This window comes from Xanthocytophaga agilis, assembly GCF_030068605.1.
GTDB lineage: Bacteria > Bacteroidota > Bacteroidia > Cytophagales > 172606-1 > Xanthocytophaga > Xanthocytophaga agilis.
This window is the reverse complement of the sequence record NZ_JASJOU010000004.1, coordinates 566,367-588,377: the sequence shown is the minus strand read 5'-3', so window position 1 is coordinate 588,377 and position 22,011 is coordinate 566,367. Positions and strand designations below refer to the sequence as shown.

Annotated in this window: 19 protein-coding genes and 1 pseudogene; 10 read left to right on the top strand and 10 right to left on the bottom strand. The window is 39.4% G+C overall.

Going from position 1 to position 22,011, the window contains the following annotated elements; translation table 11 throughout:
* Nucleotides 1-53: 53 nt before the first annotated feature.
* Nucleotides 54-275 (bottom strand): annotated as a pseudogene (locus QNI22_RS15720) (transposase); the annotation flags it as partial.
* Between the two features lie 1,397 nt (nucleotides 276-1,672).
* On the opposite strand from QNI22_RS15720, the gene QNI22_RS15715 reads away from it, so the two are divergent.
* On the top strand, nucleotides 1,673-2,065 hold the full coding sequence (locus tag QNI22_RS15715; RefSeq protein ID WP_314511996.1) for a PAS domain-containing protein: 393 nt from the start codon (nucleotides 1,673-1,675) through the stop codon (nucleotides 2,063-2,065).
* A gap of 14 nt (nucleotides 2,066-2,079) precedes the next feature.
* On the opposite strand, the gene QNI22_RS15710 is transcribed toward QNI22_RS15715, so the two are convergent.
* The 3 genes from QNI22_RS15710 to QNI22_RS15700 form a co-directional block, all read right to left on the bottom strand.
* Complete coding sequence (locus QNI22_RS15710; RefSeq protein WP_314511995.1) at nucleotides 2,080-2,493, bottom strand: response regulator; 414 nt, start codon at nucleotides 2,491-2,493, stop codon at nucleotides 2,080-2,082.
* A 492-nt stretch (nucleotides 2,494-2,985) separates the two neighbouring features.
* Nucleotides 2,986-3,180 (bottom strand): hypothetical protein, encoded by a 195-nt coding sequence (locus QNI22_RS15705; RefSeq protein ID WP_314511994.1) that lies wholly within the window; start codon nucleotides 3,178-3,180, stop codon nucleotides 2,986-2,988.
* Nucleotides 3,181-3,284: 104 nt separating this feature from the next.
* Nucleotides 3,285-4,058, bottom strand: coding sequence for an SDR family oxidoreductase (locus tag QNI22_RS15700; protein ID WP_314511993.1), 774 nt, complete (start codon nucleotides 4,056-4,058; stop codon nucleotides 3,285-3,287).
* 115 nt (nucleotides 4,059-4,173) lie between these two features.
* Here QNI22_RS15700 and QNI22_RS15695 point away from each other — a divergent pair, with 115 nt between their 5' ends.
* Complete coding sequence (locus tag QNI22_RS15695; RefSeq protein ID WP_314511991.1) at nucleotides 4,174-4,500, top strand: winged helix-turn-helix transcriptional regulator; 327 nt, start codon at nucleotides 4,174-4,176, stop codon at nucleotides 4,498-4,500.
* Between the two features lie 524 nt (nucleotides 4,501-5,024).
* Here QNI22_RS15695 and QNI22_RS15690 read toward each other — a convergent pair.
* Nucleotides 5,025-5,501, bottom strand: a complete 477-nt coding sequence (locus QNI22_RS15690; RefSeq protein ID WP_314511989.1) for a VOC family protein — start codon at nucleotides 5,499-5,501, stop codon at nucleotides 5,025-5,027.
* Nucleotides 5,502-6,080: 579 nt separating this feature from the next.
* Nucleotides 6,081-6,431 (bottom strand): hypothetical protein, encoded by a 351-nt coding sequence (locus QNI22_RS15685; RefSeq protein ID WP_314511987.1) that lies wholly within the window; start codon nucleotides 6,429-6,431, stop codon nucleotides 6,081-6,083.
* Nucleotides 6,432-6,946: 515 nt separating this feature from the next.
* On the opposite strand from QNI22_RS15685, the gene QNI22_RS15680 reads away from it, so the two are divergent.
* Nucleotides 6,947-7,474 (top strand): hypothetical protein, encoded by a 528-nt coding sequence (locus QNI22_RS15680; RefSeq protein WP_314511986.1) that lies wholly within the window; start codon nucleotides 6,947-6,949, stop codon nucleotides 7,472-7,474.
* Nucleotides 7,475-8,287: 813 nt separating this feature from the next.
* Nucleotides 8,288-8,614, top strand: coding sequence for a hypothetical protein (locus QNI22_RS15675; RefSeq protein ID WP_314511985.1), 327 nt, complete (start codon nucleotides 8,288-8,290; stop codon nucleotides 8,612-8,614).
* An 82-nt stretch (nucleotides 8,615-8,696) separates the two neighbouring features.
* On the opposite strand, the gene QNI22_RS15670 is transcribed toward QNI22_RS15675, so the two are convergent.
* Entirely contained in the window at nucleotides 8,697-9,137 is a 441-nt protein-coding gene (locus QNI22_RS15670; RefSeq protein WP_314511983.1) for a response regulator, read from the bottom strand.
* A 458-nt stretch (nucleotides 9,138-9,595) separates the two neighbouring features.
* Between QNI22_RS15670 and QNI22_RS15665 the strand changes: the two genes are divergently transcribed.
* The 4 genes from QNI22_RS15665 (at nucleotide 9,596) to QNI22_RS15650 (ending at nucleotide 12,468) form a co-directional block, all read left to right on the top strand.
* On the top strand, nucleotides 9,596-10,075 hold the full coding sequence (locus QNI22_RS15665) for a response regulator (RefSeq protein WP_314511981.1): 480 nt from the start codon (nucleotides 9,596-9,598) through the stop codon (nucleotides 10,073-10,075).
* A gap of 199 nt (nucleotides 10,076-10,274) precedes the next feature.
* A complete protein-coding gene (locus tag QNI22_RS15660; RefSeq protein WP_314511980.1) occupies nucleotides 10,275-10,715 on the top strand; it encodes a response regulator in 441 nt (146 codons plus the stop codon).
* Between the two features lie 457 nt (nucleotides 10,716-11,172).
* Nucleotides 11,173-11,586, top strand: coding sequence for a response regulator (locus QNI22_RS15655; protein ID WP_314511978.1), 414 nt, complete (start codon nucleotides 11,173-11,175; stop codon nucleotides 11,584-11,586).
* 516 nt (nucleotides 11,587-12,102) lie between these two features.
* Nucleotides 12,103-12,468 (top strand): hypothetical protein, encoded by a 366-nt coding sequence (locus tag QNI22_RS15650; RefSeq protein ID WP_314511976.1) that lies wholly within the window; start codon nucleotides 12,103-12,105, stop codon nucleotides 12,466-12,468.
* A 744-nt stretch (nucleotides 12,469-13,212) separates the two neighbouring features.
* Here QNI22_RS15650 and QNI22_RS15645 read toward each other — a convergent pair.
* Nucleotides 13,213-13,350 carry a hypothetical protein gene (locus tag QNI22_RS15645; RefSeq protein ID WP_314511973.1) on the bottom strand — a complete coding sequence of 46 codons (138 nt, stop codon included), beginning with the start codon at nucleotides 13,348-13,350 and terminating at the stop codon, nucleotides 13,213-13,215.
* Nucleotides 13,351-13,413: 63 nt separating this feature from the next.
* Between QNI22_RS15645 and QNI22_RS15640 the strand changes: the two genes are divergently transcribed.
* Nucleotides 13,414-13,854, top strand: a complete 441-nt coding sequence (locus tag QNI22_RS15640; RefSeq protein WP_314511971.1) for a response regulator — start codon at nucleotides 13,414-13,416, stop codon at nucleotides 13,852-13,854.
* A gap of 211 nt (nucleotides 13,855-14,065) precedes the next feature.
* Nucleotides 14,066-14,512: a response regulator gene (locus QNI22_RS15635; protein ID WP_314511969.1), complete on the top strand. Its 447-nt coding sequence runs from the start codon at nucleotides 14,066-14,068 to the stop codon at nucleotides 14,510-14,512.
* Between the two features lie 387 nt (nucleotides 14,513-14,899).
* Here the strand turns inward: QNI22_RS15635 and QNI22_RS15630 are convergent, their stop codons facing one another.
* Nucleotides 14,900-19,159 carry an ATP-binding protein gene (locus tag QNI22_RS15630; RefSeq protein ID WP_314511967.1) on the bottom strand — a complete coding sequence of 1,420 codons (4,260 nt, stop codon included), beginning with the start codon at nucleotides 19,157-19,159 and terminating at the stop codon, nucleotides 14,900-14,902.
* Between the two features lie 651 nt (nucleotides 19,160-19,810).
* Nucleotides 19,811-21,871, bottom strand: a complete 2,061-nt coding sequence (tkt, locus tag QNI22_RS15625) for a transketolase (protein ID WP_314511965.1) — start codon at nucleotides 21,869-21,871, stop codon at nucleotides 19,811-19,813.
* Between the last annotated feature and the right edge of the window lie 140 nt (nucleotides 21,872-22,011).

The window sequence follows — 22,011 nt, the reverse complement described above, 5'->3', positions numbered from 1 at the left end:
GGATTGAGTTAATCTCTTTGAGTATTTCATTCTCAATACTTGCCAATCAGATACGATTGGTCAGCAAACATCTTTTTTAATCTGCGATTTTCTTCCTCCAATTCTTTGACTGGTTTTAAATCGCTGGATTCCATACCTCCATACTTCTGTTTCCAGTTATGAAAAGTAGCTTCTGAGATACCATACTCTCGTGCGATTTGAGTTACGGTCTGGCCTTGTTCCTGTTGTTTGAGAATAGAAATAATCTGTGATTCAGTAAAACGCGTCTTTTTCATACTAACCAGTGATTTAAAGTGAAAATAATCTTTTTTCTTTATTTTTCACTGGCTCACTTTATAGGGAAGCTTACACACCGATATAGGAATAGTTGAATTTATTCTGAGTGCTACAGTGGATGGAGAAAGTAGTGGAGGTCCATTTGGTTATATGAGGACATTCATTGAACACGAAGATAGAATTAAAAAGCCTCGGTTTGCCACATATGAAGAACTTGAGGAAATCTTGCAGGAAGGCTTTACGCTCTATGAGGATATAAAAAAGAATCTTTTAGAAAGCCTCACATAATAGCCTGGCTTTTACTGTATATCCATCCGACTGACCAACCATATGTATAGTCCTCAAAGTAGTAGATTGATAGAAAAAAGCTACAGTTAGTATGAATACACAGTACAGGTACATTCTTTTTGAGGTACATTTGAGTATGTCTTCTGGCTATAGAAACTTTTATACCGCCTACTTAAAATCTATTATTTTCTAATTATAACAAGTAAGTCTATTGCCAAGTCAATCAGAGTGAAGATTCAGAAGAAACGAAGTCAAATCGCTGCCCAGACAAAAATCATATGTAAATTGATACAAATTCAAAATCAGCACCGAAAAGAGTTGGAGATATTGCTAGAGGAAGAAAGAATGCAAAAATGATCTATTTCAGACCCCAATACCAGCTAAAAGCAATCACAACACTCGAATAGTTGATATAGCATATAGGAATCTATTTGTACTACACATTAGCCCTAATACTGCTACTGATCAGGTATACTATTTTGAATTGCTATAAGATTGGAGCCAGATGTATCGATCTGTGCTCAGTGGTTAATACACGAAAAGGCAGGCTCACTGAGGTTGCCTTTTTACATGTTAGCTCAGCAATACATCCGGACCTGACATGTAGTAAAAACAACAGAAGTAAGTAGAAAGACCTATTAATTCCTTTTTGTTCCAATAACGGAACTTTGGAACGAAGAGCAAATAGCCTCTATTATAAACACATTGACTATCAGTAAATTATTGAGACAGTTAAAGCATACTAAAGCACTCTGTGACTTTTTCACATGTATTGAATTTTATCAAAACCTGCAAAGCTGTAGTTTTGTATAGGATGAAATGAGCATATATTCTGGAAAAATATATATTTTAGTAGTATATCTGAAAAAGCTATTAGTGTTCTAATAGCTTTTTTTTATTTGTTTGTTTCTTAGTAAAATATGTTATTCTGTCGCTCAACAAAGCAGAAGCTTTCTCCTCCAATTGCAGAGCCTGTAAAAAACAGTAAGCTTTCGTAATCCATCTACTAAACATCTGCTTTTCAGTGTATTTTTTTATGTATCTATTTATACTAACTTGCGTATACCAAATTCAATTATCGAATACTTATAGTAAATCACTAGCAACAATGGACAAAACAGAACGCCTCGCAATGCTGCACAAGAAAATGATTGCAGAAATACTCGATTATGCAATTATCTTACTGGATCTTGATGGGACCATTTTGACATGGAATAAAGGAGCTGAAAAGATTAAAGGCTACAAAGAAGACGAAATCATTGGCCAGAATTTCAGACTATTTTACATGCCTCAGGATAGGCAAGCCGGCTTACCCGAACAACTTATTGAACTAGCCATAAAAGAAGGCCGTGCCCGTCATATAGGCAGACGTCTGAAAAAGGATGGTACTATTTTTTGGGGTAGCATACTTATTACGGCCCTGCATAACGAAGACGGCCAGGTGATTGGGTTTACCAAACTGACCCGTGAAATGAATGACAATGAAACCTATTTGAATTAAGCCTGCCAGAACAATTAATTCTGGGCCTGATTAATTTTCTCCGAAATCTGCTTTAGGATCTGAACATAGTCATCCATTGATTCGGGTTTTTGAAAAAAAGCATTTCCTCCCAATTGCATGAATCTGTCTAAAATGGGGGGAAAAATGGTCGTTGAAAGACCAATAAAAGGCAATTGTTTATACTCCATCGTGGCACGTAGTTCTGCCAGGGTAGTAATGCCATCTTTTACAGGCATATTAATATCACTCAATACAAAAGAAACAGGCTTCCCCTGCGCATACCTCTCCTTTAAAAAGTCGATGACATTTTGCCCATTGGTTACAAAATGACAATGCCAGTCTGGAAAGTATTGTGTAAAAATCATTTTCAGTACTTCTACATCATCCAGATCATCTTCCGCTACCAATACAAATAAACCATTCTCCATTACCTCCAACAGTTAACTTTTGCATTTTTCTACCTATAAACATACTCTCTACTAGTGAGTAGTACGTTCGTTTCTTAAATGTATGTATACTAGCTATAGGAACAAAGGAACGCTAAGAAAACCTACTTATTTTGTTGCTTAAGAAGGAAGCGAAGATAGGCTGGAATCATATTGCTGCAATATGTATAGTATAATATACCATCAAATGAGTTGTGTATATGTGGCTGATCCAGTCATTATATAATCCCAACTGCTCTTTCTGCATACATACAAAAGCACCTACGTACTACATAGGTGCTTTAATAACTTAGCCTCGTATAAACGTAATTGTTTATACTAATGCCGTAGTTTATGTATAGCATAAATTTTCACCAAGGCAGGTTACTACACTTAATCAAATTTTAATTTCTGGATTCAGTATCTTCTGTCTTTCAATTTTACTCACACTAATCTGTCAACAGAAGGTATTTTAATAGCAGATGTACCCTTAAGTCAAATAAATGACTTTTCCAGATTATATCGAATCAATGTTGACAATGATCCTTTGGGAGTTACATCTGTAATATGCTTGATTTTGTATCCTTCCTGAAGCGCAGCTTCCAGTTCTATATACGATATAAAGGCAGGAGTCTGGTTATATAACTCTTCTAAACCACATACCCGAATCGTAATGGTTTTCTCTTTCATGAGTAACGGGTTTGTTTATACTAAAAAGTTAATCATAAAAGAAGTCAAACATGAGATTGCCAGCCATTTGCCTGAATCATCCATTAAAACCAGATTCCCGGTTTTTATATCACAGGTAAGGCACCTCCATCTACCGAGTAAATGGCACCCGTAATATAGTGTGCATCCGAAGAAACCAAAAATCCTACTATGTTGGCAATATCCTCGGGTTCAGCCATTCTACTTAATGGAACATTGCCTACTTTATCCATCATAGATTGATAAGCCTGATCTACCGTTATATTTGACGTTTTCGCTATATTTTCGATGAACTCTTCCATCAAAGGTGTTTTAACAACCCCAGGAGCCACCACGTTTACACGTATTCCTTTTGTACCCACCTCACTTGCCAATGCTTTACTGTACGCATTTAGTGCTGCTTTTGCAGCCGAATACGACATAGTCAAATCCCAGATGGGCTGTTTGGCGGCACCTGTAGAGATATTAATAATCACACCACTATTTTGGGCTATCATAGTTGGTAATAATGCTTTGTTGATGCGTACAGCTGCCATCAAATTCAATTGAAACTCAGTGTTCCAGTGTTCATCCAGCAGTGTATTATACCCTCCTCCAGGGCTTAGGTTTGCACCTGCATTATTTACAATAATGTCTATTTTGCCATACTTCTCAAGTATTTCCCTGGCAATGATTTCTGCACTTTCCGGCAGAGAATGATCTGCCTGAATGAAATGAGATCCGACTTTCACTTTGGGTTCGCTGCGTGCTGTTACAATAACCTGTGCACCCAAATCACTAAGTTTAGCAACAATTGCTTTTCCGATACCTTTTGTTCCACCGGTGACCAATGCAATCTGGCCTTCTAACGTATTATACATACTGATCTGTTTTAAAATGAGTTGTAAAAGTAAACTCATTACTTTACTTTTGAAAGTAGTTACACGAATGTGAAGTAATACCATAAAGTAAAGCAATAAACAAAATCAACTATTTATGAATGAAAAAAAGATAAAAAAAAGCGAAGAGCGGTGTACACTTCAGGAAATTCTGGATGTCATTGGCGGAAAATGGGCTATGTCAATTATCTATGCTTTGTTTCCGGGAAAAAAGCGATTCAGTGAGTTAGAACGTATGATTTCCGGCATCAATACCCGGATGTTAGTCAAAGAATTAAAGAATATGGAAGAAAACAAGATTGTAACCAGAGAGGTTTTTGCAACAGTTCCCCCTACGGTAGAATATACCTTAACAGAAAAAGGAAAAAAGCTGGAACCTATCATTAATGAATTATATAAATGGGGATTAGAGTATGTTGGGTAGTATTTTTATCCAGGTTTAGCCCTAAGTATTGCATAACAACTATAAACCAGGTAGCAAATACTACTAACATCGAGTGGCGCGCTCCCTTTGGCAATGAACGCTAGTAGACATAAGCATGAAAGCGATGACACTACATAAGTCATCCCGAATTTTGAGTAGAGAATGTCTCATTGAGAAAGTAATAATAAATGTCACAAAGAGAGCAAAGATGACTTTAATCGCAAAAGGAGGTGTAGGTGCGTAGGGAGTCTTTTCTCCGCGAGGTCGGGCTTTGGCCTTGTGGAGAGAAGGATCGGCGGAAAGTATTCTTTTTTGCCTATCACGCCGTGGCGTGATAAAAAAGTAACAAGGCGATAAGAAGAGATATGTCCTGGACTATAAACTAACTCAGAAAGAGAGAGTAATTCTCAAATATACCCAAGCCCACACTTTCAAAAGCATAGGCTTGGGTTTTATTCAAATCTTAACTTCGGGATGACTCATGTTGTAATAAAGGCCATTTCTGGCTTACTATCATGTATGAATTAGTCGATAGGCTCCCATAGCTGAACCTTATTTCCTTCACTGTCAAGAATATGAACAAATTTGCCATAGTCAAACGTCTCAATGTTATCTACAATGGCTACCCCTTCCTTTTTCAACTCTTCAACCAGTGCTTCCAGATTTTCAACCCGGTAGTTAATCATAAAATCCTTGTTTGAGGGGGCAAAGTAGTTAGTTGTCTGCGGAAAAGGTGTCCATTGGGTCTGAGCCTTCTTTGAACTATCCGGACCTTCATACCACTCAAAGGTAGCTCCGTATGGATTGGTTTCTAATCCCAGATGTTTTTGGTACCACTCTGTCATTTTTTTAGGGTCTTTGCATGTAAAGAATACACCCCCAATACCTGTTACTCTTTTCATTTTACTAGTATGATTGGTTGTAACTGTGATAGATTTAAAAGCGAAACCGAGGTAAAAAGTTGAGATAAGTATAAAAGTCAACAGTAATGTTTTCTTCATAGATGCCAGGTTTGTGTAGTATAGTAGGTTGTATTCTCCCTTACTATCGCTGCACTCTCGAAATATAGTGGCACCATTCAGCTTGCAGGAGTTAGCTGAATAAGTAGTAAGGCTCTGCGGAAAGTGGATAAAAGTGGAAAGTAGATGTAGTAGCCGGGATTGAGAAAAATGCCTTGTGACTCCTTGCACATCAAAGTTACAAAAAGGCAAATGCATACCAAATACATCCTTACTTTTTATAAGAATCTGGTTTCTGGTTTATTTTATGATTTAATGCCTTTCTACAATGTATAGTTGGTCATAGATACTCTGGTAATAATAGTAACAACCCCATGCTTACAGGCAATTTAAATTTCCTGTAAGCATCTCAGCGATGGTCCAAACCGATAGAAAGCGTATAAAAGTAATTCCCTTTGGATTTATAAGTGGCATTACAAAAATATGTGGAAGAAATAAACTGGACGAAAACAACAAATAGTAGGCACACTATTTTACTAGTATACAGCGGTTTATGTTTCAACACCACTGGTTAAGATCGAAAAGCATGTCGATCATTGACATGCTTTTTTTATGAGATCTTTACATCGTGCGGCGGTACATGTCAATAGATAGATACACATCGGCACTGATTCTGGTCAAGTCTTCTACGGATCTCTCCTGACAGGAATGATAGTCGTCCATTACAGCATGCGCACTTTCCAGACTAGTCAGTATGCGTTTGTGTACCAAATGGATCAGAGATTGATCCGGCGGTAGTATGCATCTCTTGATAGTTTCACAAGCTGCCCAGATAAGCGCCTGTAGCCTAACTGGTATATGATCTTCTGCTATACAGGGAGTCAGCTTTTCAATTTCTTCGAGAATTGCGACCAATGCTTTCTGTTTTTCCGAAGCCGAAACAGGAATAGAAGTTGTATACATAGTTTTCATTGTTTTGTATGTGTAGAAAAGAATATGATTTGTACAAAGGCCTAAGGACAGGACCAAAAAGCCAGACACATGGATACCTGCCTGCGTTTCATAGTACCCTTTACGTTAACCTTAATTGCTGACCTCTAATCTTAGACATAGAGATAATAAAAAAACAATACCAACAAAAATATAAAACTCTGTATACCAACTGCATAAACTACATATCACTGTATTTCTGTAGTACTTGTTATCTGCATTTGCCAAGCAAATCAATAATCTAAGAATTTCATTAAAGCACTTCTTTGCCCGATCTGTACATAACAATGCATTTTTCCAACTGAGATAGACAGTTCCTGATACTACCAGTTGGTACAGTGTATCGATAATATTACTACTGGAAAATACCTATTGCCAGGCTTCTCTTCGGCAAATACTCAATTTTCAAAAACAGTACTTATTCTCTACATAATTACCACTCTTTACTCTATCTTTGTCTAGTTTACACTTTATCGCTTATCCTTTATTTAGATGCTATGAGCCACAAAATAGATCTGGCATTTATAAACTCCCGCCCACTTCGGGATGAAACAAGCAGACAGCTCTATGATCAGATGCGTAACAGTTCTGCATGGATGAAAAAGACTGTCTCTGCGCTGGAAGACCTTATCTATTCTCAGGCTGTAGATCCTGTTCAGTCTCTTATTTATTTTCATTCACAGTTCGATGAGTTAAGAGCACAATTCACGCTGGCACTAAATACAGGTGATCACCCCCCCCTTCAGGGCCGTTCGCTCTACCTGGTATTCCTGTTACACAGACAATCTACTCCTTACGGAAAGCATTCAGATTCTAATTACCGATTTCGCACACCCGAAACCGTATCTGTAGCCATTGCCGATGAGATAGCTCACCACTGGAATATGGAAGAAGAAAGTGAAGAGTATCAGTTAAACCTGGATAGCATTATCACCGACTGGCAACGGCTACTTCGGGCTAACACGAATGAAAATCAGCGGCTAATAAATTTTACAGTATCCATACAAGAAGCTTTATCGGCCTGAAGTTCCGTGCGTTTTATTTTCAGCTAGCTTTCTGGTTTCTACCCTCCTGAAAGTATCATTCCTCTACCCTGCTCTTTCCCCTCTTTGTCCTTCTGAAAGAATCCCACTCTTCCTGTGTATGGAAGTAGCACTCTTTCTTCCTGTACATCTGAAAAAGTCAACCTCCCTCCTTGTCTTCCTGAAAGAATCACTTACTCTCTCCATTTTCTGAAAGAATCTTTCTCCTCTCTGCCCCTCCTAAACGATGAGTACATCTTTTTGAAAAAAGCACTCGTTGGTTCTCCTCTTTCCTTTTTGGTGTCCTGAAAGAATCACACTCTTTTGCTACCCTTCTGGAAAGAAATTCTCCCTCTCTCTGTGCTTCTGAAAGAGCACAGAATTAAAGAGAGATTTTCTGACTTAGTAACAGCATATACAATCTGTAACAATACTTTTTTCAGCAGAAAATAATGTTACCAGAAGCTATTCTATTATATGACAGGCATACTATTTTAATGCTATATACCATATTCGTGATGGGCCAGATGTATTTTCTGCGCTCAGTGGTAAATACTAAAGAAAAGGCAGACTCAGTGAGTTTGCCTTTTTATAATCTAGCTTAAAGCAGTGGCTTTGCTAATCTGTATACAGCTGGTATAATATACAACTAGTTAAAAAGCAAATACAAACACTTTTTTTACTTTCTGGTATACTCACTGTTTTATTCTATTTAGCGTAAAAAACGGTAGAGTTTCCCGTTATAGTCAAAGTGAGAGTATAAAGAATAAGTACTACAGAGCTAAAAAGGGATAAAGGCTAAAATTATGCTATGCTATGGTAGATGTAGAGAAACGAGTAGCGCTGCAAAGACTGCTACGGAAAATTGAGGATTTCGAAAATAACATTGAAAATTTCCAGGATCAGGAGTTCCTGCTCCGTATTATTGATCAGGCTCAGGAAGAAATTGAAGCCACAGACCACTTACTGGCCAAAGTGAAAGCCATTGAATTTCTGGATAATGCAAAGCTATTAACCCAGGCTTATGCAGAAAATGCAATGAAGAATGTAGACGAACTCATTGACATTACCAATAAGGTATATGTTACCATTGATGCCTATATGAATCTACCTCTCAGCAAAAAAGATAACAGCCTTTCATGACGCAGTACTAAACCAGTAATGCCACCATTTTACATGAGGCTGTTAGCATACGATAGACATAAGCTACTATCCTGTCTGGACTTTAGCTTGCAATCGGTTGTTTGCAAACAGACCAATAGGTAAGAATAATCTCTATCAGGTTTTTCAGGTCGTTATAGTCAAAAGGTGTCTCAAACACACCCTGAAGTGCAAGACTGGCATAGCTATCTACAAGGACAGTGTTTGAAATGGCATTAGACATAAAAATAAATGGAATGCTTTTAATTTTTAGCTGGGGCTGAGTATCTATCCGCTTTTTAAATTCTACTCCATTCTCAACAGGCAGAATCATATCACAGATAATCAGAAACGGCGTAGGGCCACCGCCAGTCAGATACTCAAATGCAGCAGCGGTACTAGTAAAATATAATCTTTCACGAGTGGTATTCAACTCCTGAAAGATCTTTTCCAGTATAAACTGTTCGTCATCGTCATCATTGACAATCACAATAGGACCGGGTGGTACAGTTTGCGAAAACTTCATAGATAAAAAGGTTTATGACACACAAAAGCCAGTAAAAATATCTGTACCTGAATAAGCTAGAACCTTCTGGCAGAATAACAAATAAGTGTAAAAAATCAAGCCTCAAGAGAAGCCGGCACAGATGGCCTGCCCGTCATTATCCAGAATATAGCCCTCTGACATGCCAGAAGACGAGATATTCATTACATAAAGAGAATACGTCTTTTACTCGAAAAAATATGACCCGGCTGATGAGTTATAAGTTTCTTTTACAAAAAAGTTAATAGTATAGAAAATAAGTGTTACCTTTACATCTCATGAGATCATCCCTTGTCAAGTCAGGTACTATACTGATAACTCTGTGTAAATACTACCTCTTTCTTCGTTTGTAGTTACCAAAAGTTATCTGTTTTCAGTTGCTATCCTTCAGTATCCAATTACAAGGTTTACACTTCACCCTTCATATATACTGAGAACTGGTGTATCGCTACACGGCTATTGGTATGGCTACTAATTATTATTTTACCGAATACATGCGTACTATTCTGATTATAGACGATGATCCGGAAGATCGATTTCTTCTGGAAATTGCCTTCTCTGAAAATACGATTGCCAACCCACTGGTGTTTCTGAAAGATGGTATCGAGCTGATGCAATATATCGATACACAAATGGATACAAACATCCCCGCCTTCATTCTGATGGATCTGAACATGCCACGTATGAATGGCAAACAAGCATTACAATGGATCAAATCGGACTCCAGATTACGGTGTATTCCTGTACTGATTTACTCCACCTCCGACAATGCACTGGAAGTGGGTGAATGCTATCAGCTTGGAGCCAATGGCTATATAGTAAAGCCTTCTGAATACGATGCACTGGTTGCCCTGGTTAGTTATCTATATACCTTTTGGGTGCAAATGGCTTTATTACCTGTAGCATTAAGCAAAAAATAAGGATAGTACCATAGATGGTAATTTGGGTAAGGATTTCTTCACAGAAACCTTTTTGAAATTAATCGGACTGAAACAGACAGGCTACCCTAAACCATCTTCTGATTCCGGGGAGTGTATCATCTACTTTTATACTGTTGTGAGGTATAGATTTTTACCAGTTTCTTTTGTACTATGTAAATCTTTGCTAAGATTATAACTAATGAATTATCCTTCACTTTCTATGAATGGCCCTATTCTCATTGTAGAAGATGATGAGGACGATCAGTTTATTTTTAATAAAATCTTCAGTGAATTACAGATAGCAGATAAAATAAAATACTTCACGAACCCAGCTAAAGCACTGGCATTTTTAAGAGAAGATCCCTGCCAGCCTTTCCTGATTATCTGTGATATCAACTTGCCGGTAATGAACGGACTCGAATTTAAAACAGCAATTGATCGGGACCCAATTCTGAGAGCTAAAAGCATCCCTTTTGTTTTCCTTTCCACTTCCACTGCCCGAAAAATGGTGGATAAGGCCTACAAAGAATTGACTATTCAGGGATATTTTCAAAAAAGTGATGATTACGAAGACCTGAAGCATCGACTCTGCTCTATCCTGGATTACTGGCAACACTGTCAACATCCTAATTCACCATAAAGAAAAACCTCGTTTTTTCAGGTTGTATAGCAGGAAAAAGCACATTTATACACTATATAGACATTGGATAAATGGAATGGCACATAGCTTCTCTGGAATAGGATCAAGTTCTGAAAGGGTAACGGGTAGCTGTTTTCAGGGCTCTTTTCCTGCGTCAAATACGTGTTTGTTAAATTGCGTATTTACACTCTTTCAGGAATGCATGCGAATAGTAAAATTTGTATTCCTGAAGCTACAAGATAATTGGAAGATATTTTTCTGTAACCAACTACTTACAACCTGTTAATTTCCAGAAATTAGTAACCATAATTTCCTGTGTACACATCTGGCAAACCTTCACCTTCTTTACAGAAAAGTCTTTCTGAACAAGAAAGGCTTTTTATGTTTTGTGCTCTGCTAAAACCGACCTCTTTACTCATTCTCATTGCCAATCTCTAATTCAACTACATGTACCCCAATGCGCACGATTTTAATTGCACATGACAAGAAGGAAAACCCGTCTTTGTTACAGATGGCCTTTACAGAAAGTAATATAAACAATCCTATCTTCTTTTTTACCAATGGATTGGAATTGACACATCATCTGGTAAAGTCACTTACCCAAAGGCAATCCCTGCCAGCCTTTATTCTGCTGGATTTGAATATGTCACAGATAGATGGTAAAGCGACAATAAAAGAACTAAAGTCCAATTCGGTAGTAAAGTCAATACCTGTTGTTGTCTTTTCTACTTCCAGTGCACAAAAAGATATTGCAGATTGCTACGACCTGGGTGCAAACAGCTATCTGATCAAACCGGATAGCTTCACGAAACTGGTAGAAATGATTACCCAAACATGTACCTTCTGGCTTGACATAAACTGTGGCCAATAAACTACTGAAAAATACATGCTGTAAGGGTTTATTTACGAAATCTGCTAGCAGGTCTCTGCCTTTATTTTTGTGTAGTTACCCGGTAAAGTAGATGCGCTGTAAACAGTATGTCCTGTCTGAGCATACCATTGATTGTTGTAATTCATTTGGAGATGAATGTTGGTATAGGAAAACCCGAAAATGAAAGATACGGACACCTGACTTTAGTACACTGGCTTTCCATATTGCTAAAATCTGTTTGCTTCTTACTAAGGAGCAAATCTTTCGCTTTATTAATACGCAAAAAGTTGAAATACGATACACGCCACCCTGTGAGACTTAAAGTCAACAGGCTAAACATATTTCCTGGTGAAGATCATTCAACTATCACAAAAGGTTGGCAGTAAGAAAAAATTCGGGGAATTTTATCCCTCTAATCTTACACAGAGAGAAACTATCTTTTTTTCAATTGTACTTCAGAAATAGTAACTTTATACAATTTAGTAAATTACACTACTCTTTGTTAATTAAAAAAATATGAGTCATTTTACTACAAAAGATGCCATAGACTATATACAACAAAGTATCATAAACCGTTTCTTCGAAGGAAAATCAGAAAGCTTTACCCATCAGGATTTACGTGCTATCAACACAATCAATGCCGTCAGTAAAGAGTTGCCTGTTATCTTAGTTTTGATAAAAGAGTATGCATTACAGAGCATTACCACTATTAATCCAAAAGTACTAGAGGAGATTTACACCTCCATCCAACAAAGAAGGCAAGCTGAGTCCAAAATTTTAAGTCCTCAGGACAACGTACTGATAAAGAGATACTATATTGAAATTATTAAAGCATATAGCACCCATAGTATTAACTTGCCCGATCTACTATCTGCATTATAAAATACTCATCTTTTGCTGTACTAACCTCTACACACAGATAGTATATCTGGATTTAGTTTACACCATTTTCGAAAATGGTGTGCCCTATTTTATCTACATAAATCCGCTTTGTAGCTAGCAATTCGTAGAACCTTATCTTGTCCCATAGCATTTTCTATTTTGAGTGTTTCAGGGAAAATCTATTTTTTTCCGCTCCTCCCCACTTTTTCCTCCTCCTGAAAAAAACACATTTTCTCTATTCTTTTAGAAGTATTACTCTCCTCCCTGTCCTTCTGAAAGAATATGTTGACAAATAGAGTAATCTCTGTTCTGAGCAAAAAATATATTCAGCATCCATAGGCCGTCTGCCTTGCCACGCCTGTCCCGACAACGGCCTGCCACGCTAAGGCGTGGGCGGGAAGTAGGACAGAGAGTTCCATCTTCCCCTGATTGTATATTATCCCTAAGCTGAACGCTTATCCTGTCCCATATCTTTTATGGAGATGCAGACAAATTTTGGTACAAAGAGAGTTGATATGCCTTCAATCGTGGATGGTGTGTAGGTGTGTTGGGATAAAAATTCTGCGGGCCTAGCGTTGGCTCTGAGCGGCGAAGCTTTGGATTTTTTCGTCCTTTTTTGCGGCTGGCACACATCCTGGCCCAACAAATTCTCATTTGTTGTCCTCTTTTGGACAAGCAAAAAGTAGGAGGTTAGTGGCAGAATAAAGAACAGGAAGCTGAAACAACATAGTTGACAAGCAGCCCCTATTCTTTAACTTCTACAAAAGAGACGGGACACGATAAGGTGGACGCTTGCGCCAGTGACTTCTTATCTACAAACCGCATTTCCGGAAAAGTCCATAACTCTCTCCCTATAATCAGATTAGTTGTTGACAAAAGCATAGGTATAGCTTTTTAGTATTCCTCCTGTGTTGATTCTATTTTATGCAATATGACTCTTTACCAATGAATAATTATTCTCCGCTTTCTATAAATGGCCCTATCCTCATTATAGAGGATGACGCTGATGATCGGTATATTTTCGATCAGGTGTTTAAGGAACTAGAGATTGCATCCAGGGTAAAATATTTCATTAATGCTGTCAATGCTATGACTTTTCTGAAAGAAGATCCCACTCAACCCTTTATTATAATCTGCGACATCAATTTACCAATAATGAATGGACTGGAGTTTAAAAAGGAAATTGACCAGGATGAACATTTGAGGGCAAAGAGTATACCCTTTGTATTTTTCTCTACCTCTATTGAGAAGAAAACTGTGGAGGAGGCTTATAGAAAGCTAACAATTCAGGGATATTTTCAAAAAAGCAGTGATTACGAAGAACTGAAGCGACGACTCTACTCTATCTTGGATTACTGGCAACATTGCCAGCACCCTAATCAATAATAAAGAGCAGTGTGATCACTTATTGAGCTTACTATATACTTTGATTTTTAAAGAGGTAGTATCAAGTTTTTTAGAAGTAGAGGCAAACCGACTGTTACTACGCCTGAATGAGGCAATAGTCTATTATGTATGTACCCTAAAACTCTTTAAGTACCTCTAACCATCTGAGCAATGATACTATGTGTTTGTATGTATTTAATTACCTATGTAAATGAACCTATCTGAAAGCCTGAAAAACGGACCAATTATTATCATTGAAGATGATCAGGACGATCATTTCTTAATGGAAAATGTATTTACAGAATTACAAACGCGAAATCAACGGCTCTACTTTACAAAAGGCATAGATGCGCTTCAGTATCTGCAAACAACAGATCAAATCCCTTTTCTGATTATTTGTGATCTCATGCTACCTCAGCAGAGTGGAATTGACCTTAAAAAGCAAATTGATCAGGACCCTATACTCAGGCAACGCAGCATTCCGTTTGTATTTATGTCTACTTCTTTTAGAAAGGAACTGGTTTCCAAAGCTTATCTCGAATTAACGATTCAGGGTGTTTTCCAGAAACCCAACGATTATGATCAACTAAAGAGAACGCTGGATCTGTTAATCGGGTACTGGTCAGTTTGTGAGCATCCTGAGCCTATGCATAACTAGAGCTATAAACTCAAAAAGATAAGTAGACACTGATTATGAGTTATCCCAAATTTGAAGGAAGGTTGTCATAAGAAGTAATAAAAATTGCCACAAAGAGAGCAAAGATGACTTTACTCGCGAGTGGAAGTGTAGGTGCGCAGGAAGTCTTTTCCCACAAGTTGGCTCTTGGCCATGTGGGGGAAGGATTGGAAAAAGTACCAAGCCGTAAATAGAGTGATGAAAGAGACAATGAATAAACTCAGAAAAGAGATTTCTCAAAAAGTAACCCAGGCCCATACTGTCAAAAATACAGGCTTGGGTTTTACTCACATCCAATATTCGGGATAACTCCATACAATGATTTTAGAGTTACTTTCTTTTAGTATAACTTTCAGTAAAAGTAAACGACTAAAGGCTTTCTTGTGACTGTGTTACAGGTAAAGAAATGATAAATGTTGCCCCCTGATCTTTTTGGGATATAGCAAAAATGCTTCCCTGATGCCGTTCTACAATTTTCTTACAAAGTGCCAGGCCTAATCCCGTTCCCTCATACTCATCCTTGGAGTTGAGCCGGGTGAAGGTATTGAATATCTTTTCTGCATTGTCATCCGTGAAGCCGATTCCGTTATCCGCAACCTGAATCCTGACAAAATCGCCATTCGTTGTTTCAAAAGAAGAAGTAATGCTGATTACAGGCTTTTGATCTTTTTTGGAAAACTTAAGTGAGTTGTTGATCAGATTATAAAACAGCTGGTAAATTAATACCGGTGCACCCTGAATAACAGGAAGTAAATCCCAGGTAATAACTGCGTCCTTTTGTTGAATTAACAGTTCAAGATCTGTTACAATATTTATCAGTGTTTGATTGAGGTCAATAGCTTCAATAGGCTGTTCGTTTGCATTAAGCTTGGAATAAGCCAATACCCCGTCTACCATCGAAACCATCCGGTTTGTTGCTGTCTGTATTTTTTCCAGAAATGCTTTTCCCTGTTCAGGTATAGTATGGCTGTATTCGTCTTGTAGCCGGCCAGTGAAAGTCTTGATCTTTCGGACAGGTTCTTTTAAATCATGGCTGGCCACATGAGCAAATTGTTGCAGATCCTCATTTGATTTATGAAGAGACAAGTTGAGCTGCTGTAGTTCCAGCGTACGTTTTTTCACTTCTGCCTCCAGAATAGATGCCTGTTCACGCGCGATGTGAATATCTGTGGTAGTACCAAACCACTTGATAACTTCCCCTTCCTGATTCCTTTGGGGTATACCTCTGCTTAAATGCCACCGATAGGTTCCGTCTTTGAGCTGAATCCGATGTTCACACTGAAAGTTCTCACCTGTCCGGCTTGCTGCATTCCATAATGATTCAGTTCGGCTCAGATCCTCTGTATGCACCATTCCTTTCCAGGTCCAGTTGCCATCAGGTAGTTTTTCAGCACCTTTAAATTCAGACAGACGGTTATTAAAATAAAGTACCTCCAGATTGGGACCGGCTACCCATGCCAGTTGGGGTATGGCATTAGCCATTTCATTAAGTGCTTGTTCACTCTCCTTAATTTTCCGATGAGCTCTGACCTGCTCTGTTACCTCAGTAGCCACCACCATAATGCCAATGGTGTTGTCATCAATGTCCTTTAACGGTGAATAGATAAAGTTGACATACATTGTTTCCTGCTTTCCATGACGTAAAAGCAATAACTCCTGTTCATACCCTGTATAAGTCATTCCTGTATCCATTACCTGTTGTAAAAGCTGATCAAAACCCTGTTCTTTTACTTCCGGTAACGCATCCCACAAAGGCTTCCCAACAAAGGATTCTCTTTCTTTTCCAATCAGCTGCAAATAATTGTTATTCACGATATCGACAATCCGGTCTGGCCCCAGCAGGACTGCAATGCTAACTGGTGCCTGCATAATCAGGCTGCGAAAACGATTTTCGCTTATTTCTATTTTCTTTCGGCTCTGAACCGTTTCCGTCACATCAAGTGCAAAGTTTAAAATCCCCTGGATCTGCCCTTTGATATCATACCAGGGTTGATAAATAATATTCAGGTATTTCTCGACTAGCTTTCCGTTTTCATCCAGAAAGTCTACATGGCGCTCGTTGAGTATAATTGACTTTCCATTTTGGTAAACCTCATCAAGCATCTCGAAAATTCCCTGTCCTTGTAATTCCGGCAATGCCTGCCGGATGGTCATACCTGTAAAATCCTTATTACCAAAGATTTCCTTGTTTTTGGGATGGAAAAATTCATACCGGTGCTCAGGACCTTTCAATACATTAATCAAGGCGGGAGCCTGCAAGAAAAGCTGATAAAACTGCTGCTCTGTTTCACGACGAACCTGATTAATACGTATCTGATTGCTAACCCGGCCAATGAGTTCTTTAGCAGAAAAAGGCTTTACCAGATAATCATCCACCCCTGCATCCAAACCTTCTACTTTCGCTTCTTCACCGGCTCGGGCAGAAAGAAAAATAACCGGTATATTTTTAATCTCCGGATGATTCCGTATTTGCCTCAACAGCTCAAAACCATCCATTTTTGGCATCATAATATCAGATAACACCAGTTCAGGTTTAAAACGCAGAATCTTTTGAAGAGCGTCCTCGCCATTGATAGCAGTAAGGACTGTAAACCTATCTGATAACAGACGTTCCACATATTCCCGCATGTCAGCATTGTCATCAGCCAGCAGGATTTGGCTTTTATAGCTCTGAGAAGAAGAAACAGCAGAACCAGTGATGGCAGCAAGATATTTCGGATCATCCGCTTTCTGATTTTCCGTACTTTGTTCTTCAGATGGTAAAGTCTCTTCAGTGGGTAACCATTTCCATGCCTCCTGCACAAAAGCTTCTGAATGTATGGTACCCGTATGCCATGCGCTATCCGGAATAATTCCCCCTTCCAGCAATGGATCTATTGCTACTATCTTGTCTGCAGGAAGATGATCTTTTCCAACGGGAATGGTAATCGTAAAGACAGAGCCAGAGCCTACTTTACTTTGTACTGTGATCGAACCATGATGTAGTTTAACCAGTTCTTTCACCATTGCCAGACCGATACCTGTCCCTTCCTGGCTTCTTCCTTCGTGATTTTCGATTCGGTGAAAGCGGTTGAAAATTTTATCCAGTTGATCGGGTGCTATACCTATCCCTGTATCTGCTACACTAACCTGAATCTGATTACCTATCTGTCCGATATGCAGGCTAATGGTTCCTTCCTGGCTGTACTTAAATGCGTTGGATAACAGGTTAAGGATAATTTTTTCCCACATATCTATATCTACATACACATCACTGACAATCGGATCCTGGATGACGGTAAGCTGCATGCCTGCCTTTTCGATAGCAGAACGAAACACACTGGCCAGATCTTCTGTTAGAGTACCAATGTTTACCCTGCTAAATCTACCCTCCACTCTTCCGGCTTCAATTCTGGAAAACTCGAGCAACGTATTGACCAGTTTCTGCATCCGCAATATGTTCCGGTAGGCAACCTCCATGCGTGCTTTATTTTGGGGTAAGGTAGCCGGATCATTCAATGTGTCTTCAATAGGCCCTAGCAGCAATGTGAGTGGCGTTCTGAACTCATGGCTGATATTGGAGAAAAAGGTTGTTTTAGCCCGGTCAATTTCTGCCAGTGCTTCTGCCTTTTGTCTTTCTTCTTCCAATGAAAAGATCGTATGCAGCACCGCAGTAAATGTACTGACAATAGCTTCTACAAAGGACTGATAGTCATCATCAAAACGATGGCGAGCACTTAATCCGCACACTAAAAAGCCATTAATGATTCCACTGTTAGCTCGCAAAGGAACAATGTAGCCTTCTGTTGTTTTTTCTGGCCAGTAGCCTTTGGGTACTTCTGAAAAATAGGCATCTATCGTATCAATGTAAAGAGGTTGGCCTGATTGCACAATTTGCTCAAAAGGCCAGGGCTTTTGTTGAAAAGTCAGTTCTTTATCCATCAGTGTGGTAAATTGGAGCACGGCATTCCCTGCAGAAAAGTCATTGCCTGCGGATGACATGCTGTCTGCAGAAAGTGTATACACAGAAGCAAAAGGAATATCTATAGAGGCTTCTTTTAGAAAGGCCATTCCTTTTTTAAAAACGTCTTCGGATGTTTTACAGGCTGCAATGTGTAGGGAGAGCCTCTTCAGAAATGTATTCCGTCTTTCACTGATAAGTCGGTAAGTAGTTTCACTGACAGCATTAAAAACACCCTCTATCTTTCCTGTCTCTCCATAGATGGGTGTAAAGGTAAAATCAAAATAGCACTCTTCTGTATACCCATGGCGCTGCATAGGAAGCAGTGCATCCTTGGAGCCTCCCGGCTCACCCTGAAAAGCTTTTTTAAATTGTGGCTCTATGTCTTGCCAGATTTCAGGCCACACTTCGATAGCCGGCCTGCCCAATGCCCAGGGATGTTTGATACCAGGAATAGGACTCCAGGCATCGTTGTAAAGCAAAGTAAGTTCTTTCCCCCAATAAATGGCAATCGGGAAGTTGGAGTTTAAACAGATACTTAAGGCAGATCGCAAACTTTGCGGCCATGTCTGTACCAAACCCAACGGGGTTTTTGACCAGTCGTATTCCCGAATAAGCTGTCCGCTTTGTCCACCACCAGACAAAAACCCAGGGACGCCAGAGGGGGCTATGTGAATTAGTGGCTCCATCCATATATGAAAAAAGAAGATGCTACAATAAGACTTAGTCGATACGAATTACAACCTGTATGCTGGAAATAGCATATTAGTAAAAGTATGCCTAAATTCAGATATCTGATACCCATCCCAATACTGTATCTGTTCAAAGTCTCAGGCAGCACATCCTTGTATTGTATAAATACCTAGTGCGGTAGAAATGAATGATATGAAACAGATCAACAGTTTAAAAGTATCTGCGGTAATACCAACCTCAGTATAAATGCATTATAGGGTTATTACAGGAATCAGAAAGAAAAAGAACATCAGAGCTTGCCTTCACTCCGCTAGTACAGATGTGGTTAATACTTATTTTTAAAAAAGCGTATTTATACCTGCGCCTGATGGAAATTGCTTCTGATGACAACTGCCATTAGGTAGCCTCGGAAAATCGGATCATAGTCTCTCTTAGCGTTCCCTACGTGTGCATCTCTCCGTACTGAATATACCTCTTCCAGCATATCATCCTAGCAATGAATTGGATGTATTTGTAGATGCTTAATTATCACTATCAGGTTCAGTATGTATATGATGTGGCTTATCTGGGCAGAAGATATATTTTACACCTCCTCTGTCCAGATAAGCCAGGGTTATATTATATACACTCTATGTGTGTGATGCTATCTATGTGTGTGATGCTATTTCTTTTACCTGTGGGGTAATATCTTCTCCATCCAATAGTTTTCTGGCTTTCTCACAGATATTATCTACTGTAAAGCCAAAAACTTTCATCAGGTCAGAGGCAGGGGCAGATTCCCCAAAACGATTGATCCCGATAATACCTCCTTCATCGGTAACGTATTTGTGCCATCCTAACGGAGAACCTGCTTCAATAGCTATACGCTTACGCACTTCAGGTAATAGCACACTGTTGCGATAAGTAGCCTCTTGTTTATCAAACAACTCCCAAGAAGGCATGCTTACTACCCGAACCCGGATGCCTTCACTGGTTAGCTTCTGTTGGGCTTCCAGAGCCAGTGATACTTCTGAGCCTGTTGCAATCAGAATCAGTTCAGGTGTTCCCTCTGCATCACTGAGTACATAGGCTCCCTTTTCCAGATTTTTTGCCGGAGCATATTTATTTTGATCCAATACAGGCAATTTCTGGCGTGAGAGAATCAAAAGTACCGGGTCCTGAGTATGTTCAATAGCTACTCTCCAGGCTTGTGCTGTTTCATTAGCATCTGCCGGACGCAGAACGATAATACCAGGAATTGAACGCAGTGAAATGAGCTGTTCTACGGGTTGGTGGGTTGTGCCATCCTCCCCTAAACCGATGCTGTCATGGGTAAAAATGAATATTGGGCGAAAACGCATAATAGAAGCCATCCGAATGGGTGGTCGCATATATTCTGAAAAAATCAGAAACGTAGCTCCAAAGGGAATAATACCACCTGTATGAGCTATGCCATTGATGATGGCTCCCATGCTATGTTCCCGTACGCCAAAATGCAAATTACGCCCATGATAGCTACCAGCCTGAAAACTATCTGATCCTTTGATAAACGTATCAGTAGAAGGAGACAAATCAGCTGCTCCACCCATGAGAGTTGGAAATATAGAACTCAAAGCATTGATAACTTTTCCTGAAGCAGAACGGGTTGCCATGGAAGATTCTTTGGCAGGGTCAAAAACAGGTATTGACTCTTGCCATCCCTGTGGATAGTGAAACTGACGTAGATTCAAATATTCATCAGCCAGTTCAGGAAACTGCTTACGGTACTGATCAAATAGTTCCTTCCATGTCTGGTGATGCTTTCTGCTCTGTGAAGCAGCTTGGTTGTAATACGTATATACCTGTTCAGGTACATAAAATTGTTTGTCAGGATCCCATCCCAGATTTTGTTTGGCCAGACGGATTTCCTCTTCACCCAGTGGGGAGCCATGTGCGCCCGCTGTATCGACTTTGTTAGGGCTACCATACGCAATATGGGTACGAATTTTGATAATAGACGGGCGATTCTTTTCCTGAATGGCTGCATCAATAGCTATCTGCAAGGCTTTCAGGTCATTGCCATCTTCTAGTACCTGTACATGCCAGCCAAACCCTTCAAATCGTTTGACAATATCCTCACTGAAAGCCAGATTGGTATCACCTTCAATGGAAATGTGATTATCGTCATACAGATAAATCAGATTACCCAGTTGCAGATGGCCAGCTAGTGAACCCGCTTCAGAGGAAATACCTTCCATCAGATCTCCATCGGAGCAAATAGCAAAAATGCGGTAATTGAACAGATCAAAACCAGGCTTGTTGTACCGGGAAGCCAGGAATTTCTGGGCGATAGCAAATCCTACGCCATTGGCAAACCCTTGACCTAGCGGACCGGTAGTGATTTCAATTCCTGGTGTAATGTCCACTTCCGGATGACCGGGAGTTTTGCTACCCAATTGACGAAACTGCTTCAGGTCATCCAGTGACAGATCATAGCCGGTTAAATGCAGGATACTGTATTGCAGCATAGAAGCATGTCCTGCAGAGAGAATGAATCGATCCCGGTTAGGCCAGTCAGGGTCCTGCGAATCGTAATGCATTATACGACTCCAGAGTACATGCGCCATAGGCGCTGCCCCCATGGGTGTTCCCGGGTGTCCCGAGTTTGCTTTCTGCACAGCATCCACTGATAAAAAGCGAATGGTGTTGATACACAAGGTATCCATGTCAGAAGTTTGTTCAGCTATCATACTGGTTTAAGGCGTTTGTGTTGTTTAGTAGACTGTAAAAGAGATTGATGTGCGGGTAGAAGTTGAACTTGCCAGTATAAACAAGCTGGCTAGTATGAATGCAAAGGCCTCCCGAAAACAGGAGGCTTTTACTGTTTTAT

What these genes read in the sequence shown, in the direction of transcription:
- QNI22_RS15715 (WP_314511996.1), top strand. Translation starts at nt 1,673, where the DNA reads ATGGACAAAACAGAACGCCTCGCAATGCTGCACAAGAAAATGATTGCA.
- QNI22_RS15630 (WP_314511967.1), bottom strand. Translation starts at nt 19,159, where the DNA reads ATGGAGCCACTAATTCACATAGCCCCCTCTGGCGTCCCTGGGTTTTTG.
- QNI22_RS15645 (WP_314511973.1), bottom strand. Translation starts at nt 13,350, where the DNA reads ATGCTTTTGTCAACAACTAATCTGATTATAGGGAGAGAGTTATGGACT.
- QNI22_RS15710 (WP_314511995.1), bottom strand. Translation starts at nt 2,493, where the DNA reads ATGGAGAATGGTTTATTTGTATTGGTAGCGGAAGATGATCTGGATGAT.
- QNI22_RS15680 (WP_314511986.1), top strand. Translation starts at nt 6,947, where the DNA reads ATGAGCCACAAAATAGATCTGGCATTTATAAACTCCCGCCCACTTCGG.
- QNI22_RS15690 (WP_314511989.1), bottom strand. Translation starts at nt 5,501, where the DNA reads ATGAAGAAAACATTACTGTTGACTTTTATACTTATCTCAACTTTTTAC.
- QNI22_RS15695 (WP_314511991.1), top strand. Translation starts at nt 4,174, where the DNA reads ATGAATGAAAAAAAGATAAAAAAAAGCGAAGAGCGGTGTACACTTCAG.
- QNI22_RS15640 (WP_314511971.1), top strand. Translation starts at nt 13,414, where the DNA reads ATGAATAATTATTCTCCGCTTTCTATAAATGGCCCTATCCTCATTATA.
- tkt (WP_314511965.1), bottom strand. Translation starts at nt 21,871, where the DNA reads ATGATAGCTGAACAAACTTCTGACATGGATACCTTGTGTATCAACACC.
- QNI22_RS15660 (WP_314511980.1), top strand. Translation starts at nt 10,275, where the DNA reads ATGAATTATCCTTCACTTTCTATGAATGGCCCTATTCTCATTGTAGAA.
- QNI22_RS15700 (WP_314511993.1), bottom strand. Translation starts at nt 4,058, where the DNA reads ATGTATAATACGTTAGAAGGCCAGATTGCATTGGTCACCGGTGGAACA.
- QNI22_RS15685 (WP_314511987.1), bottom strand. Translation starts at nt 6,431, where the DNA reads ATGAAAACTATGTATACAACTTCTATTCCTGTTTCGGCTTCGGAAAAA.
- QNI22_RS15705 (WP_314511994.1), bottom strand. Translation starts at nt 3,180, where the DNA reads ATGAAAGAGAAAACCATTACGATTCGGGTATGTGGTTTAGAAGAGTTA.
- QNI22_RS15650 (WP_314511976.1), top strand. Translation starts at nt 12,103, where the DNA reads ATGAGTCATTTTACTACAAAAGATGCCATAGACTATATACAACAAAGT.
- QNI22_RS15635 (WP_314511969.1), top strand. Translation starts at nt 14,066, where the DNA reads ATGAACCTATCTGAAAGCCTGAAAAACGGACCAATTATTATCATTGAA.
- QNI22_RS15675 (WP_314511985.1), top strand. Translation starts at nt 8,288, where the DNA reads ATGGTAGATGTAGAGAAACGAGTAGCGCTGCAAAGACTGCTACGGAAA.
- QNI22_RS15655 (WP_314511978.1), top strand. Translation starts at nt 11,173, where the DNA reads ATGCGCACGATTTTAATTGCACATGACAAGAAGGAAAACCCGTCTTTG.
- QNI22_RS15670 (WP_314511983.1), bottom strand. Translation starts at nt 9,137, where the DNA reads ATGAAGTTTTCGCAAACTGTACCACCCGGTCCTATTGTGATTGTCAAT.